This window comes from Paenibacillus chondroitinus NBRC 15376 (assembly GCF_004000765.1).
Classification (GTDB): domain Bacteria; phylum Bacillota; class Bacilli; order Paenibacillales; family NBRC-103111; genus Paenibacillus_E; species Paenibacillus_E chondroitinus.
The window spans coordinates 23750-47292 of record NZ_BILW01000012.1 but is presented as its reverse complement, the minus strand read 5'-3'; the positions used below and the strand labels follow the sequence as shown (position 1 = coordinate 47292).

Genomic DNA, 23543 nt, shown 5'->3' with positions numbered 1-23543 from the left:
GTTTATTTCCAGGCTTTTTTGGCGTTTGTTCATATTGGGTTCATATTTGAAATGTATCTTATAGAAACAATCATTAGATGAGGGGAGTAAAGGAATGAATCGACTCACGTACTTTTCCATGAAAAATGTTTCGGCATTATTCATTATCATGATCATGCTTTTTGTAGGCGGCTTGTATTCTTCATCGCAGCTTAAAGTAGAGAACATGCCGAACGTTTCTTTTCCGGTAGTTGCTGTAACGACTACGTATACAGGTGCACCAAAGGATGTCATGGATGAAATTACATCACCCATTGAGAAGAAGTTGGCCAATATCGAAGATTTGGATTCGATGACGTCGACATCAAGTGATAACTTTTCCATGATTATTTTGATGTTCAAACAGAATGTAGACACAGATAAGAAGAAGCAAGCTGTACAGGATATGCTTGCTGAAGTTTCTCTTCCGGCTACGGCTGGAACACCGAAAGCTTCAACTTTTGGCGCGGCTTCCTTCCCTTCCAACTACTTAGTTGCTTATGCGGATAATGGAATCAGCCAAACGGAGCTTGATAAATCTTTTAAAGATAAAATCAAGCCAGCTCTTGAAGGAATTAAAGGGATTGACCATATGGACGTAATCGGCGCCAGAGACACCTCGCTGGATATTGAGCTTGATGCCGCCGCGCTTGATGTCTATGGTCTATCGCCAGGCATGGTGTCGAATGCGATTAATGCTGCTGCGACGAAAAGTCCGATTGGCAGTGTAGAAATCAGCGGCAATGACAAGATGACGCGTGTAACGGGCAACTTGACCAGCTTGTACGATTTGGAGCAGCTCGAAATTACAACGCCAAAAGGTGATATCGTAACGCTGGATCAGGTTGCAAATGTCAAAGCGATTACGGAATCTGATTTCATTGGTCGACTGGATAGCAAGCCGGCAATTGGGATGATTTTGTACAAAGCAGGCAGTGCGAACGCGGTTGATTTCTCCGATGAAATTCAGAAACAAATTAATGAATGGAAAACAACTTTGCCTAACGTTACTTTCAAGAATACGTACGATAGCGCAGACCAAATTAACGAATCCATTGCAGGACTAATTCGTGAAGGTATCGTAGGGGCTATTCTGGCATCCTTAATGATTCTGATTTTCCTTCGTAATGTTCGGATGACGCTTATTGTTCTGGTTTCGATTCCACTTTCCATTTTGATTACTTTACTATTAATGTCTACCCTAGGTTTAACGCTCAATACGATGACGCTCGGCGGTATTTTTATTGCCGTAGGCCGGGTCGTGGATGACTCGATTGTCGTTATTGAAAATATATATGCCTCCTTGCAGAAAGCACAGGAGCGTAATGAGTCCGTTATTGCTCTAGCAACGAAACAAGTTTCAATGGCCATTACGTCCTCGACACTTGCAACGGTTGGGGTATTCGCACCACTCGCTTTGGTTACGGGCGTTGTCGGCGGATTCTTTAGACCATTTGCCTTAACAATTGCTTGTGCGTTGCTTTCTTCCTTGATAGTTGCTTTAACGGTTATTCCGATGCTGGCTAAACTGCTTGTGCTTCGCAGTAAACCAAGCAAAGTGCATCATGATGAGTCGGCACCAACGAAGTTAACAACGTTCTATGAGAAAGTATTGACTTGGAGTTTGAAAAACAGAATCAAAACGCTGCTTATCTCAGCGCTGATGCTCGTTGTGACAATGGCTAGTACGATTCCATTCTTGTCCGTGGCCTTCTTGCCTGAATCAAGCGCCGCGACGACGATGTATTTCCAACTGAAATTGCCATATTCAACTTCTTTTGAAGCAACTGATGCAAAAACAAAGGAAATCGAAAAAGTCTTATTAGATACGAAAGACTCAAATGGTGAGCCAGTTTTCAAATTTGTAGAATCCTTAGTCGGTTATGCCGGCAATGACGATGAGCGTACACCGTATGCGTCACAAATTTTCGTACAAGTAAATGACAAAGTAGATGGCAATCAAGTAAAAGATGAAATGAAGGCTTATATTCTCTCTGAATTGCCAGCCGGCTCTGAAGTTGAGCCAAAATCGATGGAAGGTGACTTCGGCGTTTCATCGACGGACTTTGCCTATACGCTGCAAGGCGATGACCAACTTCAATTGGAGAAAGCAGCTAAAATGGTTAAAGACAAACTGCAAACTTTCCCTGAGCTTTCTGAGATTGAAGATAATTTAAGTGATGCCAAAACAGAAATAGAGATTGCTGTGGATCAGAATAAAGTAAGAGCTTATGGCTTAAGCGCCTCATCTGTTCGAGATACAGCACGCGCCTGGATTCAAAAGCAAAGTCTGGGAGATATGAAATTCGATAATATCACATATACCACAACGGTATCGTTAGACAAATCGGATAAAAACACGCTTGAAAAGCTGGGCAACATTCCATTAGCCGGATCAAATGGTTCAACGATTCTATTGAAGGAAGTAGCCAAAATTAACGAAACGAAGGGTGCTGCGTCCCTTGCACGTGAAGATCAGCAGCAGCTTGTCAAAGTATCCGCGAAAATTAATGATGCAAATAAAACCGGCGTAAGTGCTAAGCTTACCGCGGCATTAAAAGATGTTGAATTACCGGAAGGCGTAACACCGAAAGTGACGGGTGTTTCCGACGATGTTAATGAGAGCTTCGGTCAATTGTTTGTCGCGATGGGAGCAGCAGTTTTCGTAGTTTACCTGATCATGGTTCTAGCTTTTGGAAACGCAAGTGCACCATTTGCTATCTTGTTCTCTCTACCGCTTGCGGTTATCGGAGGGTTGCTCGGACTCGTTATTGCGCACGAGCCACTAACGGTTACTTCTATGATTGGTTTCCTCATGCTCATCGGTATCGTCGTCACGAATGCCATCGTCTTAATCGACCGTGCGCAGCAGCTGCGCCATGAAGGCTACACGGTTCGCCATGCTTTAATTGAAGCAGGGAAAGTGAGACTTCGTCCGATTATTATGACAGCTGGAGCTACGATTATGGCTTTGGTGCCGCTGGCCTTAGGTATTTCTGCAGAGGGCGGGCTGATCGGTAAAGGACTTGGTGTTGTCGTTATCGGTGGTCTGATTACCTCTACGGTTCTAACGCTAGTTGTCGTACCTATTGTGTACGAGTTGATTGAAAGCATTAAGAACCGAATGGGTCGTATGTTCAATCGTAAAAAAAATGACCAAAACACAACCACAAGTACGATAGAGGTATAAGGAGGCACATAGATGATTAACGATAGTTCGAGAAAACGTAAACTTAAATATCGCTCGATGGGCGTAATTGCGCTATTGACCGCAGCTGCGGTCTTAGCGTCCGCCTGTTCCGCGCCAGGAGCTAAAGGGGCTGCAACGGTTTCGTTAGCGCCAAAAGCGGTTAAAACCGAGGCTGTTAAGAAGCAAAAAATTAGCAATCCTATAGAGCAAGTTGCCGATGTAGCGGCAGGAACGACGCTGGATGTTGTTTCAAAAGCAAACGGTGAAGTGCTGAACGTGGTGAAAAAACGAGGAGAGTACGTGGAAAAAGGTGAAGTTCTCTTTGTTATCGATAATAAAGACGCCTTGTCCGCACAACGGAAAAGCGAGCTAGCTTTGAAAAGTGCGCAAGAATCTTTACAGCAAGCACGAGACAACAAAGTGAACAACCGCAAGGATTTGGCGGACAATGTGACAAGATCACAAACCGCTTTGACTAACGCACAGCAAGATTACAACAAAATGCGTAATGATTTTGATGCAGGAACGGCGGTTCAGCATCAAGTGGACCAAATGAAGCAAGCTTTGGACAGTGCGCAAATGAACTTGGAAGCAGCGCAAAGCAAGCTGTCGGCCTTTGACAATTCCGATTCGATCTCTTCCGCTCAAACGCAGGCAGAATCTGCCAGCTTAGCTTTAGAGGATGCGACTCGTTCCCTGGAGAATTATGAAGTTAAAGCACCGGGCAGTGGCGTACTAACGGACTTCAATGTGGTCGTTGGACAAACGATCTCCGCGGCTGCCGGTAAGGTCGGTCAAGTACAGCAAATTGATCCGATTAAAATCAAAACGGAGCTTACGGAAACCAATTACCAGCTTGTAAAAGGGAAACAAGAGCTGGTTTACTATAATCCAGATACACCGGACAAAAAAGGAACAGCAAAAATCAGCTATTTAGCTCCGATTATGAGCGCGGCAACCAAAACATACACGCTTGAGTTGGAAGTTCCAAACAGTGATCACCAGCTTCAGCCAGGTAGCAGATTCATGGTGCAGCTAACGACAGAAACCGAAGAACAAGTTGTTGCGATTCCAACGTTAAGCGTAATTCGTGAAGAATCAGATACGTTTGTCTTTGTTGAACAAGGCGATCAATATGTGAAACGTAAAGTGAAACTTGGACGTATCAGTGGAGAGTTCCAAGAAGTAATCGATGGCGTCAAAGATGGCGAGAAATTAGTCACTTCCGGACAGAACACTTTGAAGGACGGACAAAAGGTAGAGAGCGCTAGTGCTTCCCCAGCTGCGAGTGCGACACCGGCAGCGAAATAAACCAGCAGCGAAACTACACAAAGAGGAGTGTATACACATGAAAAAAAGACCATGGAAAAACAGTCTGACCGCGATTATGCTTGGCGCTATGATCGTGCAAGGCGGCACCGCCGTATGGGCAGCCGATGCTGCGCCAACAGCGCCAGTCAGCAGCCCTTCAGTCAATTATGGACTGACAAGTGACATCCGCGCAGCCGTGAAAAGTGTAGCCGTGACGCCAACGGCTACCGGTTCACAGCTTGCTGTCACTGTTCGCCTATACAATGGAGGCGTGACACAGAACCGGGTGCCAGAGCATGAGCTTCGCGTGCAGACTTCTAGCGGCGTGTCCTATACGCTGAAACCAAGCGGAACCAATAAAGAGTCCTTACAGCCGAAAGAAATCGGCGAGCTTGTTTATATGACAGCCGTTGATACGAAGGAGATCGGCACAATTGATCAGTTATCCTTCGTCAACGTTGACGTTTACTCATACCCGAAAGTGGAAACAACGCTGCTTGCTATGCCAACCACTTCCGTATGGTATGGTGCAACGGGAAGTGCGGCGTTGCAAAGTCTCTCCAACGTTGCTTGGGGCCAATCGTTCTCGATCCCAGGCGTTAATTCCGGATTAACCTATACAGCAATCGAAGCTTCCATGCAAAATACAACCGCAGGCCGTGTAGCTGTCGTTACTGTTCTTGCTAGCAACCCTGGCACAGGCCGCGAAACAGTGCCAGCATTCCGTATGGATGCGCAGTCTGAAACGAAGAACTACGAAGGAAAACGCGCGGAAGTAGAGCCAGTCACTTTGGAAGCCGGCGAGCAAAAATATATTCATTTTGCCATCCCGGTTGAAAATGGCGTGACCTTGTCTGACTTGGTTGTCTTGTCAACAGATAACTATGTTCCGAAAGGTGGAACTGATGCGGCGACATTAGCGACAGGTAAATTGGCTATTGTATGGCCGAAAGAGCAAGGGACTTCAACAGCAGTTCCTTATACGATCGGTCAACCGATCGCGTTCGATGCCTTGACGAAAGTGGTCGATAAATCGACACAAGTGTCTTTGATGGAGCTTCACCTGCATGAAAACCCAGGCGAGGGTTATAAAACTGCCGTAGCCAAGTTCAAACTAACGAACACGAGCACAACGCCAATCGCGTTGCCAGCATTCGCATCGGAATTGGTGAGCACACAAGGTTTAACGTACCAAGGAGCTCGCCAAGCCAATGTGACGCAAATGATGAACCCGGGTCTCAGCTACGTCGTAAGCTACTCTTACATCGTTCCGCAATCGGAAACAGGAACAAGCTTCTCCTTGAAGTTGCTTGATTCTGTTGCAGCTTCACCATACACAACAACAATTGCAGCACTGCAAACGGATTTGCAGCAGGAAGATACAGACTCAACGATTTCCTTGTATCCATTTGATCTTAAATTCAATGATGTGACAGTTAACTCGGTAACGACACCTCAATTGACTTACACGTACAAAGTACGTCTTGATCTGGGTATCGAGCAAAAAGAGAATGTCGTCGTAGACAATAACTTCTCCAAATTGAGATTCGAAATCGTCGATAACGCAGGTCGCGTCATTGGCTCCAAAGATGCGGCTTTCAATGGCGACAATAAATTGATTAGCGGCGTACAGACGTTGGATGCTTCGAATATTACAACGGATCAATTCAGCTATCCATTCACTGTGAATGTGTATGAAACCATTGAAACGGCTAATGGTACAGCAAAACGTTTGTTGAAAGTTATTAAATAAAATGGATTGTAAAAAAGCACCCAGGTTAATGGGTGCTTTTTTTTGATAAGCGCAGGTGGCCATGTTGGATGATATCCAATGAAAACACCAATAACGCATCTAAATTGTTCAGTTCATTGGACGAAATCCAATAGAGCCGCCATATTCAGCTCATTAGCGCCGCGATTTATCAATCTCATTGGATTTCATCCACTAAAATTGTAAATTGAGCCTTCAAATCACAGTGTTCATTGGAATTCGTCCAATGCAATGAGCCCTGTGATTTCTTTTTATAATGAGAGCAAATTAAACACGCGCCTTCACCGATTTCGCATAATCCGAGGGTGACATCCCCACTGTTTTCTTAAAGTCTCTGGAAAAATAATGAATGCTGGCATACCCGAGCATCGCGGCAATTTCCGTGAAATTGTACCGGCCTTCTCTGATATAGGTTTTGGCTTGTTCGATTTTCAGCGATTTGAACGCTTCTAAGACGCCGGTCTGCATTTGTGACTGGAAAAGCTCCTTCAATCGGCTTTTGCCCAAATGAAACGTCTGGCATAACTGATCTTGGGTGAAAGATTGCGACAGATTTTCTTTTAAATAGGCGAGAATTTGTTGAACGATCCGTTGTTCGGCTTTTTCTTTTTGCAGCGAGGACTGCTTAATCCTGGTGGCTGGATCTATCGTTGAAGCAGCCGATTTTTGATTGCGAATCAGCGTGATAAGCAGCGCTTCCAAATACGTTTTGATCAACTGCTCGCTGGCAAAAGGGGCTCCCGGATTCCGTTCCAGATGATGTACGGAAGGCTGATCAAAGGGAGGCAGAAAAGCTTGGAACCCCTCTTGGATGATGAGGGATAACATATTTCTTTCGCGGTCGCCCAGCGGTAAAATTTTATTTTCAAAATCAGACATCGCTTCCGACGCGCATTCGAAGGAAATGACGATAAGATTAGGCGGTTTATGCTCATGTTTTACGCTAACGGTATGGAATTCTTCCGGTTTATGAAAAATCATATGCCCTTGCTGAAGCGTGTGGATGTGATCATCGGCCCGAACCTCGACCTCACCTTTGTCGACATATAGAATTTCCCAAAAGTCGTGTTGTTCGCCGTCAAACACATATCCCTTTGCATACTCAAAATAGTGAAAGGAAATGAGATTTTGAATGGTTAGTGATTCTTGAAGCTGTATGCGTGGGAATTCCATGCTGTCCGTCCTTTCTTAGCGTCGTTGTGGTGATAGGACCCAGCCTTATTTTATCATATTCGTTTTGGCAAAAGTGCAAATAAATCGGCTTTTTGGATAAATCTTATCCGGCCCGCGTCTTTTATAATAAAGGTAAGAGACGGAGGCGATAACGATGAAAAAAGGGATAAATATTTGGTCTTTTCCAGGCTCCATGAAGGTGGAGGAATGTATAGCAGTCGCGAAGGATGCCGGGTTTGACGGTATCGAATTGGCTTTGAACGAAACAGGCGAGCTCAGTCTTGAAAGCAATGAAAGCGAAATCAAAGAATACCGCAAGATGGCTGACGATAAAGGCATTGAATTAACGAGCTTAGCCAGCGGTTTATATTGGACGTACCCTATAACGAGTGGACATGCCGGGACGCGTCAAAAAGCGAAGGATATTATCAAAAAGCAGCTGGAAAGCGCAGCGATTTTAGGCGTAGACACGATATTGGTTGTGCCTGGTGCGGTTGGCGTAGATTTCATTCCGGACTCTGAAGTGGTGCCATATGATCAAGCCTACGATCATGCACTGGAAGGGTTCAGTGAGTTGTCTGCGGTTGCGGAATCTCTGAATGTATCCATCGGCATTGAAAATGTTTGGAATAAATTCTTGTTGTCACCTTTGGAAATGAGAGATTTCATTGATAAAATCAATTCGCCATATGTTGGTTCCTATTTCGATGTAGGGAATGTTCTATATGCCGGTTACCCGGAGCACTGGGTTACAATTTTAAACAAGCGTATCAAAAAAGTTCATTTCAAAGATTATCGCCGCGCCGCGGGAGGCTTGCATGGATTTGTTGATTTACTTGCAGGCGATGTGAACTATCCGGAAGTCGTGAAGGCGCTGCAATCAATTGGCTACGAAGATTATGTGATCGCTGAGATGATTCCTGGCTATACGCATCACGGCCAGCAAATCATTTATAATACATCAGGTGCTATGGACGCAATTCTGGGGAGGAAATAAGCCATGTTGAAAATCGGATTAATCGGGTTAGGTTTTATGGGGAGAACACATTTGGAAAATTACATTCGCCTCGAAGCCGAAGGGGTTCCAATTAAAGTCGTGGCTTTATGCGATATTGATATCGAAAAGCTGGAAGGGAATGCGTCCGGTGGGAACATCGATACAGGTTCTTCCGGCATTGACTTCAGTGTTTACAATAAGTATACAAGCGTTGCTGATATGCTTGAAAAAGAGCAGCTGGACTGTGTAGATATGACACTGCCAACGTTTTTGCATCGAGAGATTTCCATTCAATGTTTGAATAAAGGCCTACACGTTCTATGTGAAAAGCCGATGGCGCTGAATGCCGAAGAGTGCAAAGACATGATTGAAGCTGCCGAGCAAAACGGGAAACAGCTGATGATCGGTCAATGCCTGCGCTTCTGGCCGGCCTACGAGTATTTGAAGCAAGCCGTTGCGAACGAAACGTATGGCAAGGTTCTCGCTGGGTACTTCTACCGCGGCGGCGGAACGCCGACTTGGGGACCATGGCTGCTGCAGAATGCGAAAAGCGGCGGGGCTCTTCTCGACATGCACGTGCATGACATCGATATGATTAATTGGTTGTTCGGTAAGCCGGAATCCGTCTCCACCTTGGCTCGTAACGTCGTGCCGGGCAGCGGGTATGATGTTGTTTCAACCAATTATTTGTACGAAGACGGCAAGGTCATCAATGCGCAAGCGGACTGGACGCTGCAAGGGGATTATGGCTTTGATATGCAGTTCCGCGTTAATTTCGAAAAAGGTAACATCATTTTCAACGCAGAGGGACTTAAAGTGAACGTGAACGACGGTCCTGGCTTCAAACCTGAAATTTCTGCGGAAATGGGCTACTACCAGGAACTCAAATATTTCGTTGAGACTTTGATTTCCGGACAAAACGTAGCAACAGCTACACCTTTCAGCACGATGGACAGCATTGTCATTGCAGAAGCTGAAATTGAATCGGCGGATAATCGCGGTGCATGGGTTCGTGTAAAATAGCTTCGAAACATAGAACAGCCTTGGACTTCCTCGAAAGAGAAAATCCAAGGTTGTTTTGTTGGATAAGAGTAGCATTTGACTGAAATCGCTTACGTATCCTAAACTAAAGGCATTTGAATATTGAGGAGCACAGAAGAAAATGATAGACACTCAGTCAACAGCAACATGGAAAAAGCTAAGTCTATTCGCCATCACGTGGCCGATCTTCATTGACTCCGTTCTACGGATGATGCTCGGTACCGCGGATGTGTTCATGCTCAGTCGGATCTCGGATGAAGTAACCGGAGCAGTCGGTTTAGCAAATGAAATCATCGTATTCTGCATCCTGATGTTTGGTTTCGTCGGAATCGGAACGAGTGTTGCAGTAGCCCAGAATTTAGGTGCAGGCAGGGCAAAGGAAGCGAGCCGTATTTCGGCATTGGCGATAACGATCAATTTATTATTCGGGATCGCAGTCAGTATCGTCTTGGTCGTATTTGGCGAATCGATCATGCAGCTAATGAACCTGGCTCCTGATCAGATTGCCATAGCTAAGAAATATTTGAACCTGATCAGTGCTTTTATATGGGTTGAAGCTCTGTCGTATGCAGTTTCCTCCGTACTTCGTTCCAATGGCCAGACAAGAGATGTGATGTACGTGACGCTAGGCGTGAACGTGGTCCATGTCGTTGGGAACATCCTGCTTATCTTCGGGAACCTCGGATTCCCAGAGTGGGGAGTAACGGGGGCAGCGGTCTCCACGGTCGTAAGCCGTTTACTTGGAGTTATCGTCCTTTTTGTGATTTTATATCGTCGAATTCCGTTCCCGATTCGTTTCAAGGATTATCTCTCGTTTGATAAACGTATTGTAAAGCAAATCTTGAGCATTGGACTCCCTGCTGCAGGGGAACACCTGTCATGGCAATCTCAATATTTGATGATTGTGAGTTTTGTAAATATTATCGGTCAAGTCGCGTTAAGCACTCATGTATATGTGATGAATATTACGAATTATTTTATGGCACTTGGTATGGCGATCGGTATGGGCACGGAGATTATCGTAGGTCATATGGTTGGAGCCGGAGAGTTTAAGGCAGCCTACCATAAACTCATTCGCAGTCTGAGAATGACCTTCTTACTGACCTTTGTGGTTGTTGGTATCGCATCTATCTTCCGCAAAGAGCTGCTTGGATTGTTTACGGATAATCCGGAGATTATTGCGATAGGATCGGGGATTTTACTGCTAAGCGTCATTCTGGAGCCTGGACGGACCTTTAATCTCGTTGTTATTAATTCACTCCGTGCGGCGGGTGATGCTAGATTTCCAGTTGCCATGGGTGTTCTCTCCATGTGGGGCGTTGCGGTGCCGCTTGCATACTGGCTCGGCATTCACATGCACATGGGACTTCTAGGCGTATGGATTGCCTTTGCTTGCGACGAATGGTTGCGAGGTTTGATTATGTATTTGCGGTGGAGAAGCCGCGTATGGGAAAGCAAGGCGCTGGTGAAACCTGCCGGCGGCGTAGCAGCCAACTCATAACCAAAAAGCACAGTCCCCTAAGGGATCCTGTGCTTTTTTGGCTTGGAAGGTTGACATACACATGGCTGCTGGTGGCTGGCTGGTGTAATACTATTCTATTCAAGTTTCTTCTAAATAACTGGATGTTTGAAGGATATGATAGAAAAAATGCTAGTGTCCCGTACACTGGGCGATTACTCTCTATAACCGGTATAAATGCGGATAGCATCTCTCAGAAATTGTGCGGTTCCTGGTTGTTTATCATCATAGTAAGCTTTAAATCTCTCATCATCCACATACATTTGGGCTAGACCGGCATGTGCCTCTTTGCTGTATTCGCTCCAGTAATAGGATAGCCATTGCTTGTGCAATTCCGCGGCTTTTTGGGCGGCCTCGCCGGCCGGATCTCCCGTTTTGAACGCTTCTGCAAGTGCGAAGGTGACTTCATGGCCCAGTCTCGTAACCTCATCATGCTCAGCTTGCGTCATGTTTTTTAGTTTGTGATTCGATTTATTTACTTGCTCATTGCCATATTTCTCACGAATCTCTTTCCCGTACTTTTGCTCGTTCTCATCGATCAGTTGTTGTTTAAAGCCTTCGAATTTCTCTGTATTTGACATATTGGATATTCTCCCTTCATTTAGTGCTATCGTTTTCTCCACATTGGCAATCAAGGCATCCAACTGCGCTCTTTTGTTCAGGAGTTGTACATGATGTTCTTTAAGAGCATCGGCTCCATGGAATGTGGGTGCTGTGATGATGTCTTTAATGCGCTCCAGATTCACACCTAATTCTCTATAAAATAAAATTTGCTGCAGCCTATCAACCTCCGCTTGCCCATAGATGCGATACCCGGACGAATTGATTCTTGCCGGCTTAAGAAGTTCAATCTCATCATAATATCGAAGCGTTCTGGTGCTCACACCCGCTAACTTCCCGAGACTCTGTACGGTGTATTCCATCTGTTCACCTCCTGACATCTTCACTCTACAGCTTTACGTTGCGTGAAGGTCAATGACTTTTTTTTGCCAAAACCTGGTTCAAGTTATACAAGCCCTATTCCAAGAATAGGATAATACGAGCCGTAAGGCTTGTATGTATAAAGTGCGAGTGGGTGATTGAAATGTATGTGATGCTAAGTTTTTTACTTTTGGGGTTATCGCTTTCCGCACCAATCGGCCCTATTAATGCCGCAATGCTGGATAAAGGCATCAAACGTGGCTTTGTGCATGCATGGATGATCGGCGTAGGCGGCATGCTCGCTGACGTCATCATGATCGTCCTCATTTATTTCGGTCTTGTCCACTTCCTGACAACGCCATTTATGAAGACATTTCTATGGATTTTTGGATGTTTTGTTTTACTCTATACAGGAATCGAAAGCGTCATTGGTGCTGGCAAGTTGAAAACGGAAGGTTATAAATCGGAAGAAACGTTGTCCAAATCCTTGTTTACCGGATTCCTCATGGCTATCAGTTCTCCCTTGTCCATTCTATTTTGGCTGGGCATCTATGGATCGGTATTAGCTGAAACCATTGCCAAGTATGATAGAAACCATGTGCTGCTGTACACGGGGATCATGTTCGTGGGGATTATCCTGTGGGATCTTATCATGGCTTCGTTAGCCAGCGTATTTCGCAAATTCCTGTCGCCGCGCGGACTTTCGGTCATTTCCGTCGTTTCAGGTTTATCCTTGATTGGTTTTGGAGTGCATTTTGGATTAAAAGCCTTTCATGCCCTCTTTGCTTCCTAGGAAGCTGCTCCTTCCATTTGAAGCTGAGCCCCCAAGTGACAACGCCAATAACGCCAATGAACAAGCAGCTGATCCAGAAGCCAGGTCTGCTCGTCGGATGAAAGGCGGTTCCTGTGGTAGCGGCTAATATAAGAAACATGCCTATGTATCTTTTGATTTTCCCCCATAAGGATAACTGAAGCAATCGTCCTGAAGAGAGCAGGATGAAAAGCCAATTCATCAGGAGCATGATGCCTGCCGCGGTGGTGATATAGGCGTACAATTTTTCAGGTAGAAATAAGGCCATTAGCACGGCTGCCGTTATTCCGCCGGTTGTAAAGCCGATGGCGGGTAACGGCATTTTGCGTTTGCCCTTTGTTCGTTTAGCAAATATAGCGGGAGCATTGTGATCTTGAGCTAGTGAGACAAGAATCGTGGTAACCGCAAACAGGGATGCGACCATGGTCGAAAACCCCGCGATGATTAATATCGCATTGAAGGCATGTGGAACAAACGGAAGTTGGTAGGAACCTAAGGCTGCCTGAAAAGGGCTTTCCTTTCCTTGCAGATCGCTCAGAGGGATCAATGTCAAGGCAAGCGCTAGCGAGGCGATATAGATGATGGTTAAAAGAACAATCATCAAGTTCCCGGCCTTTGGGGCTTCTTCAGGCCGCTTCAGCCTGGCGGCCATGATGCCCATGATTTCAATGCCGCCAAACGCATAAAAAGCATAGATGAAGGATGACCAAATACCGACTCCCCCTTTTGGTAAAAAGGCTTGCTTGGTAGTCGGAAACTTTGGCGGGTAGGTACCTTTAAGGAATCCACAGACCGCCGCGCAAGCGATAATCACAAACATCACAATGGCGGATACTTTGATAATGGCAAAAACATGCTCAGCACGTTCAAAAACTTTCGTCCCCAAGAGAATAACGCCAAGTCCCAGGAGCGCATAGGCCGTGGCAAAGACCCACATCGGGAACCCGGGGAACCAGAAGCGGGTAAAAAAGGATAGCGCTGTTAACTGGCTTCCCATGATTAATAGCTCTGAGCACCAATAGACCCAGCCGCTGCTGAAGCCTGCCCAGCGTCCAAAAGCCTTGGCGGCGTAGGTTTGAAACGAGCCTTGCTCGGGTTCCATGCCCGTCATTTTGGCCAGAACGTCGTAGACAAGATAAGTGCCGAAAGCTGCGAGTATAAACATGAAAAGGACGGAGACCCCGCCCATTTGAATGGCGATGCCGGAGCCCAGGAAATAACCGGTACCGATCGTGCAGGCGACTCCGAGTAAAGTCAACTGCCACCACTTCATTCCCTGGGACTTGCTCGTACTCATCTTGTCGGACATGCAGCCTCCTAAAGCCGATCATTTAATAACAACAGCTGTTATTATAGCTTGACCACTGGTAAAATATACGTAAGATCATGCCATCTGAGCGAACAGCTGGTTGTCACGAAGAATGACGTTATAAGAGGCGAGTCTGGCGCTAGGCACATTATGGCAACGTCCTGTGTGCACTTCAAACGTCCAACCGTGCAGAGGGCATTCCAGCTCTCCGTCAATCAGATCCACGGTGTAGCCGCCATGAGGGCAAACACTTGAGTAAAGAGTGTACTGGTCATCGTCTACCTGCATCAAAAAATATAGATCACGGTCAAGCTCAACCTCCGCAGGAAAAGCAGTAAATTGATCAATGGACCCGATGAGGATTTCCTTCATGATTGAATCTCCTTTTTCGAAATAGCGTTAGATTGATTATAATCCACTGCCCTTCAGAGACCAAGAGTGAGCCATGACAAACAAAGGAGTACGATACAAATGAACAAAATCAATCCATTATTAGCAGCGTTCCAACAAACTAGCTACCCATTGGGTGGACATGGCAAACGAAATATTCAAGTTTTGATAGACGCCTTGCAAGACGTTGATGGCCTTACGGATGGAGATACTTACGGGAATGGTAAGTTAATTGAGGATTTTCAAGCGGAAATGGCAACGTTTCTGGGGAAAGAATCGGCCGTTTTTTTCCCAAGTGGGACTATGGCGCAGCAAATTGCTCTACGCATCTGGTGCGACCGGAAAGGGAACAAGAAAGTCGCCTATCACCCGCTCAGCCATCTGGAAATTCACGAGGAAGACGGGTTAAAGGAACTTCATCACATCCAGCCTATTTTACTTGGTGAAAAAGATCGGTTAATTCGTCTGGAAGATGTGCAACAACTAGATGAAGATGTTGCTTGTATCTTGCTGGAACTGCCACAGCGGGAAATCGGCGGGCAGCTTCCGGAATATGAAGAACTTACACAGATCTCTGCCTATTGCCGCAGCCGTGGCATCCACTTACATTTGGACGGGGCTAGACTGTACGAGATTCTTCCTTATTATCAAAAGTCTGCACACGAAATCTGCGAGCTGTTTGATAGCGTGTATATTTCGTTCTACAAAGGGATTGGCGGCATTGCCGGCGCTATCCTAGCGGGAGACGAGACGTTTACGAAAGAGTCTAAAGTGTGGAAACGGCGCCATGGCGGCGATCTAATCAGTCTGTACCCGTATATCGTTAGTGCAAGTCACTATTTCAAGCAGCGTGTGGATAAAATGGGGCAGTATTACGAGGGAGCAGTCGAACTTGCCGCAAGGTATAATCAGGTTCCAGGCATTGTTACCAACCCTGTTCAGCCAGTCACGAATATGTTCCACGTACATATCCAGATGCCAAAAGAGAAGATGGAATCCCTGTTAATCAGCCTTTATGAAGCAACTGGGGTTGGACTCACACATTATGTAAAAGAAATAAACGAGTCCTCCTGCTGTTATGAGGTTTCTATCGGTGATCGGTATGCTAGTGTACCGAAGGATGAGCTTGAGAAAGCTTTTGCGTTGTTGGAGAGTCAGATGAGAGAAAACCGCGTTTAGATCGTTACTGAGAGAGTTGTTTATGGAGGGGAGAAGAAGCAACTCAAGATAAGGCACTTAGCTTAATGATAAGTATCTGAGTTAAATAGTGTCTTGAATTGGTTTTCTTACCCCTCTACTGTGCAGAGCAAAATTATATCATCTACTTAATTTGGTGAATCTTTCGTATCGTATAATTTTACGAAACATCCGCTTATCGGAAAGGGCATTAAAAATGTATTTATCTGGACGTGTATTGACCTCTATGATCCAAGGCTTCATTTCTTTATCAATGCCAATATCTACCCCATATGAACGAAATTTCGGGAAAATGCCACTCATATGTTTACTAATCCTAATGCCTAGCCCCTTAAGCGACTCTACATAGGAAACTTGCTCTTTTTTAGACATGAAAGGGGAAAGCAGCTTTTCCACTGGCATCGGCTTACCCCCGCTATGATAATTGGTTACGACCTTATTAGGCTTCGCTAATCGTCCCACGATTCCGGTTACCTCCCACTTACGCTGTCGGTTTCGCTGTACCATAATGCGCAGATCAAACGGAAGTCCGTGATAGTGGAGTAAGGGGATGCCCTTCTGCACCAAGTAGACTTTCTTCCTTTTGGCATGCTTAAATGCGCTATACGTTCCCTTAAAGGTTGCGAATGAACGGTGCCGTGTGCCATTCGCCAACCGATATCGGGTATCCGTACGAGACAACTTAAAAATACCATAGCCTCCGGTGCCATTACTCGGCTTTAGATAAACGGTTCGATATTTTCCCAACATCCCCTCCACGTTTGCTTCGGTTGCAAGAATTGTGGGTGGCAGACTAAGAGCTAGTTCCTCATTTTTTAATAAGGCTTTGTATTTGCCTAACTTGTTATTCCAGTAAACCATGACTTCACCCCAATTATCAGTATTCATACTCTTTCTATCGATCCGGTACAACCCGATAAACGTTTTTCTTCCCTACATTTTGTAGAATACGGGTTGGCACACGTGATATTTTCAACACATCCGTGATCCCTTTGGCATTTTTCGTCAAGGTTAACATCAAGATTGTTCCTCGCAGTCTAGCTGTATGCCGAGGAAGTTCGGTGGATACGAAATTTCCTAGAGAAGACGCCGCTACCCGATTTCTAGTAAGTCCGTCGATGTCCTTCACCTTAAACAATCTTATCGGATGCAGCACATGGGGATGCGCTCCAAGTACTACATTCACACCATGATGAAACAACACCTGCATGAGCTGGATTTGATTGCGGTCGGGATAAGTTCGAAATTCTTTCCCGAAATGTAGGCAGGCGATTATAAAATCTGTTCGACTCTTCAAGCTGCGCACGTCCGCTATTATTTTTTTATGGTTTAGCCGGTTGACTAACCAAGGCTCCGGGACTCGAATCCCGTTCGTTCCTTTCGTATAAGCCAATATTCCGATTTTAATTCCCTTCACGTTAACAATCAGTTTCCGGCCGGCTTCCCCGGCGGAGCGATACGTGCCCGTATGTCGCAGACCGTGTCGATCGAGGACGTTTAATGTTCGCCTCAAACCAGATCGTTTCCCGTCCATACAATGGTTATTGGCTGTGCCTACTACATCAAAACCCACGTCCCGGAGTGTAGCAGCGAATTTATCCGGAGAGTTGAACAACAGTTTTCCGGACTTTTCGCGGAAATGTTTGCCGGAGAAGGTCGTCTCAAGATTGCCTATCGTTAGATCAGATTTCCGCAGATAGGGTTTCACTTTTGAAAAAATAGGGGCGAATCCTCCTTCCCGGGCAGCTGAGGCGATCATCTGTTTTTTCATCAATAAATCCCCAACTGCAGCGATTGTGATTTTTATCAATCCAACCACTCCTTTCATGATTACACTTTATGCGATAAACAGCCAAATGCTTGTAAGTTAGGCACCTTCGGTTATTTACGGTTTTGTGCTTTTCATTTCATTTTCAGAAAGATGGGGTATATTACAACGGAGTAGCCACAATCTATGTGATATGGCAGATTTGCACGATTAAACTGAGGAAGTTGGTGGTATGGCTATGCATATCTTACTGGTTGAGGATGATGTGAAACTTGGCGAGCTGATTCAATATAAGCTTAAAAAGCAACTGTACCAGGTGGAATGGGTATTAGATGCGGAGTATGCATTGGAATTAATGGAAAGAGTCACCTTCGATATTTATATATTCGACTGGATGATTCCATACAAAACCGGCATTGAACTGTGCAAAGAAATCCGAATGAAGAAGAATAGGACGCCAATCCTTATGCTAACGGCACGAGATTCCGTTACTGACCGCGTTCAGGGATTAAATGCCGGTGCAGATGATTACTTGGTGAAGCCATTTGATTTTGAGGAATTGATTGCTCGCCTTCATGCCTTATATCGTAGAAAGGAAACGAACTGGGAAGCGGATACTAAAATATTTGGCGATACACTTGTCATTGACCATAGTACATTTGAAGTGAGTAGAAACGGGGTATCGATTCCACTTTCACGCCGCGAATTTCAATTATTGTCTTTTATGTCACAGCATCCAAAACAAATATTAAGTAGAGAGCAGTTAAGTGACCGCGTATGGGGCATAGATGCGGAAATTACACTGAATACAGTTGATGCCACCATTAAATTACTGCGTAAGAAGCTGGACGACCCATTTGAAGATAAAATCATACAAAATGTACGTGGACTTGGTTACCGCTTGGCTGTAGAGGGAGGAGAATGATGTTCGAGCGAACAAGAAAGCAACTGACGATATTTTTCGGCAGTATCCTTGGCGTTGTCATCATCCTAATCACTGCTTTTTTTTATCTGCTTCTACTGAAAACACTCCAACACAATGAAATTCAGAAATTAGATGATCTCAAAAATAAAATGGCCCAGCAATGGGAGCATCGCGTAGAGGAACAAGCAAAAGGAATTCGACCAGGGGAGCGTAAAAATGTTGAGTGGATATTCCTACTTTCAGATGAATTAATTGTTTGGGTGAGTCCGGACCAGAAAACCCAAATTTCACCTAGTCGTTACACAGCAATGTCCAATCAACTCTTAAAATGGTCACAACGATATGAAATGAAACGTGAGAATGGTGAACGGTTTTATATAGATGAAAGTGGGAAAAGACAGACCTTTCTAGTCAGTTCTCAACTTTTAAATGACGCTGGCGGCGTATATTGGATGGCCATAGACATATCCTCAAATGAAGCGCTTCTGCGTACAATCAGGCTAATCCTCATGCTTTCTACCGTCGTTTTATTATCCATTGCAATCTGGTTAGCTTATTTCTTTGCTGGCAAAGCAATGGTCCCTATTAAAAAATCCTATGCTCGCCAGGTTGAGTTCACAACGAACGCATCACATGAGCTAAGGACACCACTGAGTGTTATTCATTCATCGGTAGAATTATTGGCGGAATGCAAGGACACCTTACCAGAGTTCGAACAGCATATCCTGGATAGTTTGCAGGATGAGGTGAAAAGGATGATTCGACTTGTAGAGTCATTACTAACTTTAGCCCGCAGTGATTCGAAATCACTTCCGATAAAGATGGATAAGATTAATATAGTTCAAGTTTCTCATCAAATGTATCAGGCGATACAGCCGCTGGCACTTGCGAAAGGAATTATTTTAAAGTTGGATGCCCCAGTAATTGAACATGAACTTACATTCATTCACGGGAACCTCGATCAAATCAAGCAGTTAGTTTATATCTTACTTGATAATGCGATTAAGTATACACCACCTGGTGGACAAGTAACGATCACATATCTCACTTCACAAGACGGTAGACCAACTCTACAAATAGCTGATACGGGAATTGGTATACCCAAGGAAGAACTAGCGCGCATATTTGAACGTTTCTACCGAGTAGACAAAGCACGTTCACGAGAATTGGGTGGCGCTGGATTAGGTTTATCTATTGCCGCGGATATCCTGACCAGTCACAGTGCCTACATTCATGTAACGAGTGAAGAAGGGAAAGGTAGTCTATTCGAAATTGAATTCCAGCCAGAGTGAATTTCAGTTTAATTTCATTTACATCATGTATCATGATTGAAGTAGATGAAAAGTAAAGCAGGATATCACAAGTACTTCTTGTGTAAGTTGGAGGAATGAATATGGCCAAAATGGATAAAAAATGGGTTGTGCTTTGTACGACAGCCATTGGCGTCATATATAGCGCTGGATATATAACGACAGAAACGCAAGCTGCTCTATCTCAACCACAGAAACAAATTCAAACCCATACTCATACAGTTAACAGCCAGATCAAAAGCCAATATAAGAGTGGCACCTTCGAGGGAAGTGGCAGCAATCGGCGTGGTTCCATTGGAGTAAAAGTGACCATTACAAATGATAAAATAACCGACGTCGAAATCAGTCACTTTGCCATGCATTATTCCGAAAAAGACGTTGTTGGATTACCAGAAGAAGTCATACAAAAACAAAGCGCTCAAGTACAGAATGTTTCAGGCGCAACGTATAGTACACAAGCTTTTCAAGATGCTATAGAAAATGCTCTTACACAAGCGCGGAATGTCTAATGGTTCGTATTTTTAAAAAAACTAAGTTATTTATGGATACGGTCGTTGAAATAAAGGTCGTTAGCTCCCTTTCGTTGACTGAGGTCGAACCGGTGATCGAGCAAGCATTTGAAGCATTTCGGAATGTGGAACTTGCATGCAGCCGTTTCTCTCCGGATAGTGAATTAATGAAGGCTTCTCAACAGATTAGAACTCATGTTCAGATCAGCTCGTGGTTATTTCAACCATTGAAGTTTGCTTTGGAAGTAGCGGAATGGACCCAGGGGATATTTGACCCAACAATCGGTAAAACAATGGAAAATTACGGATTTAATCAGCATTATTTAACAGGGGAAATTAGCTCGAATCTAGCTTCAGATAAGGCTACTTATCGAGATATCGACTTACGAGAGCAGGATTGCTCGATGTATTTGCATAAACCAATGGTAATTGATTTAGGAGCGGTTGCGAAAGGATTTGCTATCGACATCGCCTCCCAGACGCTGGCTTGTTTTCAGGGCTTCGTTATTAATGCTGGTGGAGATCTTTTTGCTGGTGGGGTAGATGAGATGGGCCAAGCTTGGCGAGTTGGCATTCAGCATCCAGTACACAAGGATCATATCATAGAAACCATTGAAGTATCGAACGAATCGGTATGTACATCTGGCGGCTACGAACGTAAAAGCAAAGTCAGTGCAGAGATCCATCATATTATTAACCCGAACAGCAAGCAATCGCCCCATGAGTTGATTAGCTGCAGTATTGTGGCTCCATACGCCATGTTGGCAGATGTCTTCTCAACGGTTATTTGTTTATATGGGTTGGAACAAGGCAAAAAATTGATGATTGAAATGGAATTGAAGGGGATTTTGATTACACCCAAGTTACATGTGGAAAGAGTTGGAGGGATATAAATGTCTACTCATCCATGGCATAAAAAACCAAAGAGCTATGTTATTATTTGCTTGGTAGCCTTTCTAATCATAGCTGAGGTATTATCTTCAGATTTAAGAGGAAGTTATAATGTCTTGATTGCTCTGATTACAGCAGTAGGGATGGATTGGATCTGTTTTCTGTTGGGTAAAAGAAAAAAATGGTTAGCAGATGGTTCTGTAATAACAGGGATAATTATAGGCTTAATTTTAAGTACAACAACCTCTTGGTATTTGATAGTTATTACTGTAATCATGGCTATTCTATCTAAACACCTTATTGTTTTTAAGAAAAAACCGGTATTTAATCCAGCCGCCTTCGGCCTACTTTTGTCTATTCTCTTGTTTCAAACTGGGCAGAGTTGGTGGGGAGCATTTGGGGATCTACCGGTGTGGACAATTGGATTCCTTTTGGTAGGCGGTTACTTGGTTACCAATCGCGTGAACAAATTCCCACAAGTGTTTGCATTTCTTAGCGCATATTTTTTGTTATTGCTTCTTATGGGGTTCATGCATGTCGGAGAAGTTGCCGATGCCTTTCGACCGCCTTTTATAAACGCTTCATTGTTCTTTGCTCTCTTTATGCTGACAGACCCACCAACCTCGCCAGCCTCCAATAAGGATCAAGTAATTTTTGGTGTGCTAAGCGCAATAGTAGGTGTTGGTGTTTATGTTTTTTTTGGTGGCCTAATGTACTTATTTATCGGACTGCTTATTAGTAATGCCTATCAGGTGGCTAGATCGAGGAAATAAAAACCGCCTTTTTAGAAGGCGGTTTTCTTATGGTTGAACCCAAAAGAGCAACTTCGGATAAAATCAATTATTTTGGATTCAATGTGAGCAAATAGTTGTATTTACTTGCATGTTTTTGCTCATCTAATATAATGCCATACAAAGTATCACGATAAATACCAGGAGGGAGACCAAACCATATTAGCCGATATTTCTCAACTGCAGACCACTCACCTTGGATAGCTTGTTTTAATCCTTCAGTATAAGAATGCACTTTTGGGTATAGTTCATTGCTGACACCATAGATCTCCTGTCCAGTAAGATCTTTATAAATACCACGAAACATCTGATTATGTCCTCGTTCATCATCACGTATGGTGGCAATAAGGGCTGACTGTTCAGAAGTTGGTGCAAGCTTAATAAGTTCATCGTAGAACAACTCATCGTTTCGTTCACCCTGTACAGATGATTTCACTAATTCTAATGCTTGTTGTAAGTTTACATTCCATATTGGCTGAAATGTGGCACGATATTCAATTGGATATATCCAATACATTTTGATCCTCCAATGATTCTATAATGAGATCATTTTATGTACGAATATTTCTTATTGTTCTAAGTAAATGCAAATAAAATATTCAGAAATTACAGTCACTAGGCTGTTGAAAATCATGTTTAGATCATTAATGAAATCCCCAAACTGGTAACAGGAGGGGATTGTTATGTTGTTTTCAGCCATCAAGCCAATGGCCGTCAGTGCTGGTGGGGAGCCGTTTGACGATCAACACTTTATTTTTGAGCCGAAATGGGATGGTGTTCGAATCCTTATCCATAAGCAGGGAAGCCGCATTGAAGCCTTCACGCGGAGCGGGAGATCGGTCACACACAAATTTCCGGAGTTACAGGATGCGTTAGGTGCGATTAGAACGTCTTCTGCCATTTTGGATTGTGAGGGGATTGTACTGCGTGATGGTATACCTGCATTTGATGACTTTATGTATCGGGACCGGATTAGTCAATCAGGTAAAATAGCCCGTGCTGTGCATACGCATCCAGTGACTTTTGTTGCGTTTGACCTTTTGTATACGGATAGAGAGCATTTAAATGAGCCTTTAGTGGAGCGGAAAAAGCGTTTATCGGATTCCATTGCATCTACACCGATACTGATGCCGACATTGTTTGTGGAGTCGCAGGGGAAGGCGCTTTTCGAAATGATGAAAGAACGGCAAATGGAAGGGATCGTGGCCAAGCGGAAAAGCTCGACTTATGTGCCTGCTAACCGAAGTAGCGAATGGCTTAAGATCAAGGTTGTGAAATCAATCCATGTGGAAATTTTGGGGTATAAAATAGACCCTTTCGAGCTGGTCATCGGACTAAATTTCAGGACGGTAAAGCATAAACCGGTTGGCGTAGTGGCAACGGGTATTACGACGGCGGACAAGGAATTATTTCTTACGCTGGCTGCACCGCTCTGCACGGTAAGGGAGGGAAACACGCAGTGGATGGAGCCGCGCTTATGCTGCCGCATTGATTATCTGGATCGATCGGATATGCATCAGTTGGAAAAAACGACGTTTCGGGGATTTCTTTTAGATATGAGAGCTGAGGATTGTGTTTGGCCGTACTGAGATTTGTTAACAATAACAAGGTTCTTCTTGTAACATTGCAACTTGGTAAAATAAGTATGATAGAATGAAATCTGTGGTAGGAATAACTACAATCAGGAGGTTGGATCTACGT

The 23543-nt window shown here is 44.4% G+C and carries 21 protein-coding genes; 14 read left to right on the top strand and 7 right to left on the bottom strand.

What is annotated here, in order from left to right:
- The first annotated feature begins 94 nt into the window (after nucleotides 1-94).
- The 3 genes from PCH02S_RS15415 to PCH02S_RS15405 are packed head-to-tail and all read left to right on the top strand — an operon-like array spanning nucleotide 95 to nucleotide 6272.
- Entirely contained in the window at nucleotides 95-3208 is a 3114-nt protein-coding gene (locus PCH02S_RS15415) for an efflux RND transporter permease subunit (protein WP_127454483.1), read from the top strand.
- Between the two features lie 12 nt (nucleotides 3209-3220).
- Nucleotides 3221-4519 (top strand): efflux RND transporter periplasmic adaptor subunit, encoded by a 1299-nt coding sequence (locus PCH02S_RS15410; protein ID WP_127454481.1) that lies wholly within the window; start codon nucleotides 3221-3223, stop codon nucleotides 4517-4519.
- Between the two features lie 37 nt (nucleotides 4520-4556).
- Nucleotides 4557-6272: a hypothetical protein gene (locus PCH02S_RS15405; RefSeq protein ID WP_127454479.1), complete on the top strand. Its 1716-nt coding sequence runs from the start codon at nucleotides 4557-4559 to the stop codon at nucleotides 6270-6272.
- A gap of 285 nt (nucleotides 6273-6557) precedes the next feature.
- Here the strand turns inward: PCH02S_RS15405 and PCH02S_RS15400 are convergent, their stop codons facing one another.
- Nucleotides 6558-7463, bottom strand: a complete 906-nt coding sequence (locus tag PCH02S_RS15400; RefSeq protein WP_127454478.1) for an AraC family transcriptional regulator — start codon at nucleotides 7461-7463, stop codon at nucleotides 6558-6560.
- 154 nt (nucleotides 7464-7617) lie between these two features.
- Between PCH02S_RS15400 and PCH02S_RS15395 the strand changes: the two genes are divergently transcribed.
- The 3 genes from PCH02S_RS15395 to PCH02S_RS15385 all read left to right on the top strand — a co-directional run bounded on the left by PCH02S_RS15395 (nucleotide 7618) and on the right by PCH02S_RS15385 (nucleotide 11002).
- Nucleotides 7618-8460: a sugar phosphate isomerase/epimerase family protein gene (locus tag PCH02S_RS15395; protein WP_127454476.1), complete on the top strand. Its 843-nt coding sequence runs from the start codon at nucleotides 7618-7620 to the stop codon at nucleotides 8458-8460.
- A gap of 3 nt (nucleotides 8461-8463) precedes the next feature.
- On the top strand, nucleotides 8464-9483 hold the full coding sequence (locus tag PCH02S_RS15390) for a Gfo/Idh/MocA family protein (RefSeq protein WP_127454474.1): 1020 nt from the start codon (nucleotides 8464-8466) through the stop codon (nucleotides 9481-9483).
- A 139-nt stretch (nucleotides 9484-9622) separates the two neighbouring features.
- Entirely contained in the window at nucleotides 9623-11002 is a 1380-nt protein-coding gene (locus tag PCH02S_RS15385; RefSeq protein WP_127454473.1) for an MATE family efflux transporter, read from the top strand.
- A 173-nt stretch (nucleotides 11003-11175) separates the two neighbouring features.
- Here PCH02S_RS15385 and PCH02S_RS15380 read toward each other — a convergent pair whose 3' ends face one another.
- The gene (locus PCH02S_RS15380) at nucleotides 11176-11943 is read right to left on the bottom strand and encodes a MerR family transcriptional regulator (RefSeq protein ID WP_174806784.1); all 768 of its coding nucleotides are present in this window, start codon (nucleotides 11941-11943) and stop codon (nucleotides 11176-11178) included.
- 161 nt (nucleotides 11944-12104) lie between these two features.
- Between PCH02S_RS15380 and PCH02S_RS15375 the strand changes: the two genes are divergently transcribed.
- Nucleotides 12105-12734, top strand: coding sequence for a LysE family transporter (locus PCH02S_RS15375; RefSeq protein WP_127454469.1), 630 nt, complete (start codon nucleotides 12105-12107; stop codon nucleotides 12732-12734).
- Here the strand turns inward: PCH02S_RS15375 and PCH02S_RS15370 are convergent.
- Nucleotides 12649-14061, bottom strand: coding sequence for an amino acid permease (locus PCH02S_RS15370; protein ID WP_127454467.1), 1413 nt, complete (start codon nucleotides 14059-14061; stop codon nucleotides 12649-12651). The genes PCH02S_RS15375 and PCH02S_RS15370 overlap by 86 nt on opposite strands.
- Before the next feature lie 75 nt (nucleotides 14062-14136).
- Nucleotides 14137-14433 (bottom strand): Rieske (2Fe-2S) protein, encoded by a 297-nt coding sequence (locus PCH02S_RS15365; protein ID WP_127454465.1) that lies wholly within the window; start codon nucleotides 14431-14433, stop codon nucleotides 14137-14139.
- A gap of 99 nt (nucleotides 14434-14532) precedes the next feature.
- Here PCH02S_RS15365 and PCH02S_RS15360 point away from each other — a divergent pair, with 99 nt between their 5' ends.
- Nucleotides 14533-15630 carry a threonine aldolase family protein gene (locus PCH02S_RS15360; protein WP_127454463.1) on the top strand — a complete coding sequence of 366 codons (1098 nt, stop codon included), beginning with the start codon at nucleotides 14533-14535 and terminating at the stop codon, nucleotides 15628-15630.
- 138 nt (nucleotides 15631-15768) lie between these two features.
- On the opposite strand, the gene PCH02S_RS15355 is transcribed toward PCH02S_RS15360, so the two are convergent.
- A complete protein-coding gene (locus PCH02S_RS15355) occupies nucleotides 15769-16536 on the bottom strand; it encodes a YheC/YheD family protein (protein WP_127454461.1) in 768 nt (255 codons plus the stop codon).
- 7 nt (nucleotides 16537-16543) lie between these two features.
- Complete coding sequence (locus PCH02S_RS15350) at nucleotides 16544-17467, bottom strand: CapA family protein (RefSeq protein ID WP_246069105.1); 924 nt, start codon at nucleotides 17465-17467, stop codon at nucleotides 16544-16546.
- A 181-nt stretch (nucleotides 17468-17648) separates the two neighbouring features.
- On the opposite strand from PCH02S_RS15350, the gene PCH02S_RS15345 reads away from it, so the two are divergent.
- The 5 genes from PCH02S_RS15345 (at nucleotide 17649) to PCH02S_RS15325 (ending at nucleotide 21824) form a co-directional block, all read left to right on the top strand.
- Entirely contained in the window at nucleotides 17649-18341 is a 693-nt protein-coding gene (locus tag PCH02S_RS15345) for a response regulator transcription factor (RefSeq protein WP_246069097.1), read from the top strand.
- On the top strand, nucleotides 18338-19633 hold the full coding sequence (locus PCH02S_RS15340) for a sensor histidine kinase (protein WP_127454457.1): 1296 nt from the start codon (nucleotides 18338-18340) through the stop codon (nucleotides 19631-19633). The genes PCH02S_RS15345 and PCH02S_RS15340 overlap by 4 nt, the downstream gene beginning before the upstream one ends.
- A gap of 101 nt (nucleotides 19634-19734) precedes the next feature.
- Nucleotides 19735-20160, top strand: a complete 426-nt coding sequence (locus PCH02S_RS15335; RefSeq protein WP_127454455.1) for an FMN-binding protein — start codon at nucleotides 19735-19737, stop codon at nucleotides 20158-20160.
- Nucleotides 20160-21053 (top strand): FAD:protein FMN transferase, encoded by an 894-nt coding sequence (locus tag PCH02S_RS15330; RefSeq protein WP_127454453.1) that lies wholly within the window; start codon nucleotides 20160-20162, stop codon nucleotides 21051-21053. Before PCH02S_RS15335 ends, PCH02S_RS15330 begins: the two co-directional genes overlap by 1 nt.
- Entirely contained in the window at nucleotides 21054-21824 is a 771-nt protein-coding gene (locus PCH02S_RS15325; RefSeq protein WP_127454451.1) for an RnfABCDGE type electron transport complex subunit D, read from the top strand.
- A gap of 67 nt (nucleotides 21825-21891) precedes the next feature.
- On the opposite strand, the gene PCH02S_RS15320 is transcribed toward PCH02S_RS15325, so the two are convergent.
- Nucleotides 21892-22359: a ferritin-like domain-containing protein gene (locus PCH02S_RS15320; protein WP_127454449.1), complete on the bottom strand. Its 468-nt coding sequence runs from the start codon at nucleotides 22357-22359 to the stop codon at nucleotides 21892-21894.
- Between the two features lie 166 nt (nucleotides 22360-22525).
- Between PCH02S_RS15320 and PCH02S_RS15315 the strand changes: the two genes are divergently transcribed.
- Entirely contained in the window at nucleotides 22526-23431 is a 906-nt protein-coding gene (locus tag PCH02S_RS15315) for an ATP-dependent DNA ligase (protein ID WP_127454447.1), read from the top strand.
- Nucleotides 23432-23543 lie beyond the last annotated feature (112 nt).

Excerpts from the sequence above, each read along its gene's own strand:
- PCH02S_RS15415 (WP_127454483.1), top strand. The coding sequence starts at position 95 with ATGAATCGACTCACGTACTTTTCCATGAAAAATGTTTCGGCATTATTC.
- PCH02S_RS15410 (WP_127454481.1), top strand. The coding sequence starts at position 3,221 with ATGATTAACGATAGTTCGAGAAAACGTAAACTTAAATATCGCTCGATG.
- PCH02S_RS15405 (WP_127454479.1), top strand. The coding sequence starts at position 4,557 with ATGAAAAAAAGACCATGGAAAAACAGTCTGACCGCGATTATGCTTGGC.
- PCH02S_RS15400 (WP_127454478.1), bottom strand. The coding sequence starts at position 7,463 with ATGGAATTCCCACGCATACAGCTTCAAGAATCACTAACCATTCAAAAT.
- PCH02S_RS15395 (WP_127454476.1), top strand. The coding sequence starts at position 7,618 with ATGAAAAAAGGGATAAATATTTGGTCTTTTCCAGGCTCCATGAAGGTG.
- PCH02S_RS15390 (WP_127454474.1), top strand. The coding sequence starts at position 8,464 with ATGTTGAAAATCGGATTAATCGGGTTAGGTTTTATGGGGAGAACACAT.
- PCH02S_RS15385 (WP_127454473.1), top strand. The coding sequence starts at position 9,623 with ATGATAGACACTCAGTCAACAGCAACATGGAAAAAGCTAAGTCTATTC.
- PCH02S_RS15380 (WP_174806784.1), bottom strand. The coding sequence starts at position 11,943 with ATGGAATACACCGTACAGAGTCTCGGGAAGTTAGCGGGTGTGAGCACC.
- PCH02S_RS15375 (WP_127454469.1), top strand. The coding sequence starts at position 12,105 with ATGTATGTGATGCTAAGTTTTTTACTTTTGGGGTTATCGCTTTCCGCA.
- PCH02S_RS15370 (WP_127454467.1), bottom strand. The coding sequence starts at position 14,061 with ATGTCCGACAAGATGAGTACGAGCAAGTCCCAGGGAATGAAGTGGTGG.
- PCH02S_RS15365 (WP_127454465.1), bottom strand. The coding sequence starts at position 14,433 with ATGAAGGAAATCCTCATCGGGTCCATTGATCAATTTACTGCTTTTCCT.
- PCH02S_RS15360 (WP_127454463.1), top strand. The coding sequence starts at position 14,533 with ATGAACAAAATCAATCCATTATTAGCAGCGTTCCAACAAACTAGCTAC.
- PCH02S_RS15355 (WP_127454461.1), bottom strand. The coding sequence starts at position 16,536 with ATGAATACTGATAATTGGGGTGAAGTCATGGTTTACTGGAATAACAAG.
- PCH02S_RS15345 (WP_246069097.1), top strand. The coding sequence starts at position 17,649 with ATGGCTATGCATATCTTACTGGTTGAGGATGATGTGAAACTTGGCGAG.
- PCH02S_RS15340 (WP_127454457.1), top strand. The coding sequence starts at position 18,338 with ATGATGTTCGAGCGAACAAGAAAGCAACTGACGATATTTTTCGGCAGT.
- PCH02S_RS15335 (WP_127454455.1), top strand. The coding sequence starts at position 19,735 with ATGGCCAAAATGGATAAAAAATGGGTTGTGCTTTGTACGACAGCCATT.
- PCH02S_RS15330 (WP_127454453.1), top strand. The coding sequence starts at position 20,160 with ATGGTTCGTATTTTTAAAAAAACTAAGTTATTTATGGATACGGTCGTT.
- PCH02S_RS15325 (WP_127454451.1), top strand. The coding sequence starts at position 21,054 with ATGTCTACTCATCCATGGCATAAAAAACCAAAGAGCTATGTTATTATT.
- PCH02S_RS15320 (WP_127454449.1), bottom strand. The coding sequence starts at position 22,359 with ATGTATTGGATATATCCAATTGAATATCGTGCCACATTTCAGCCAATA.
- PCH02S_RS15315 (WP_127454447.1), top strand. The coding sequence starts at position 22,526 with ATGTTGTTTTCAGCCATCAAGCCAATGGCCGTCAGTGCTGGTGGGGAG.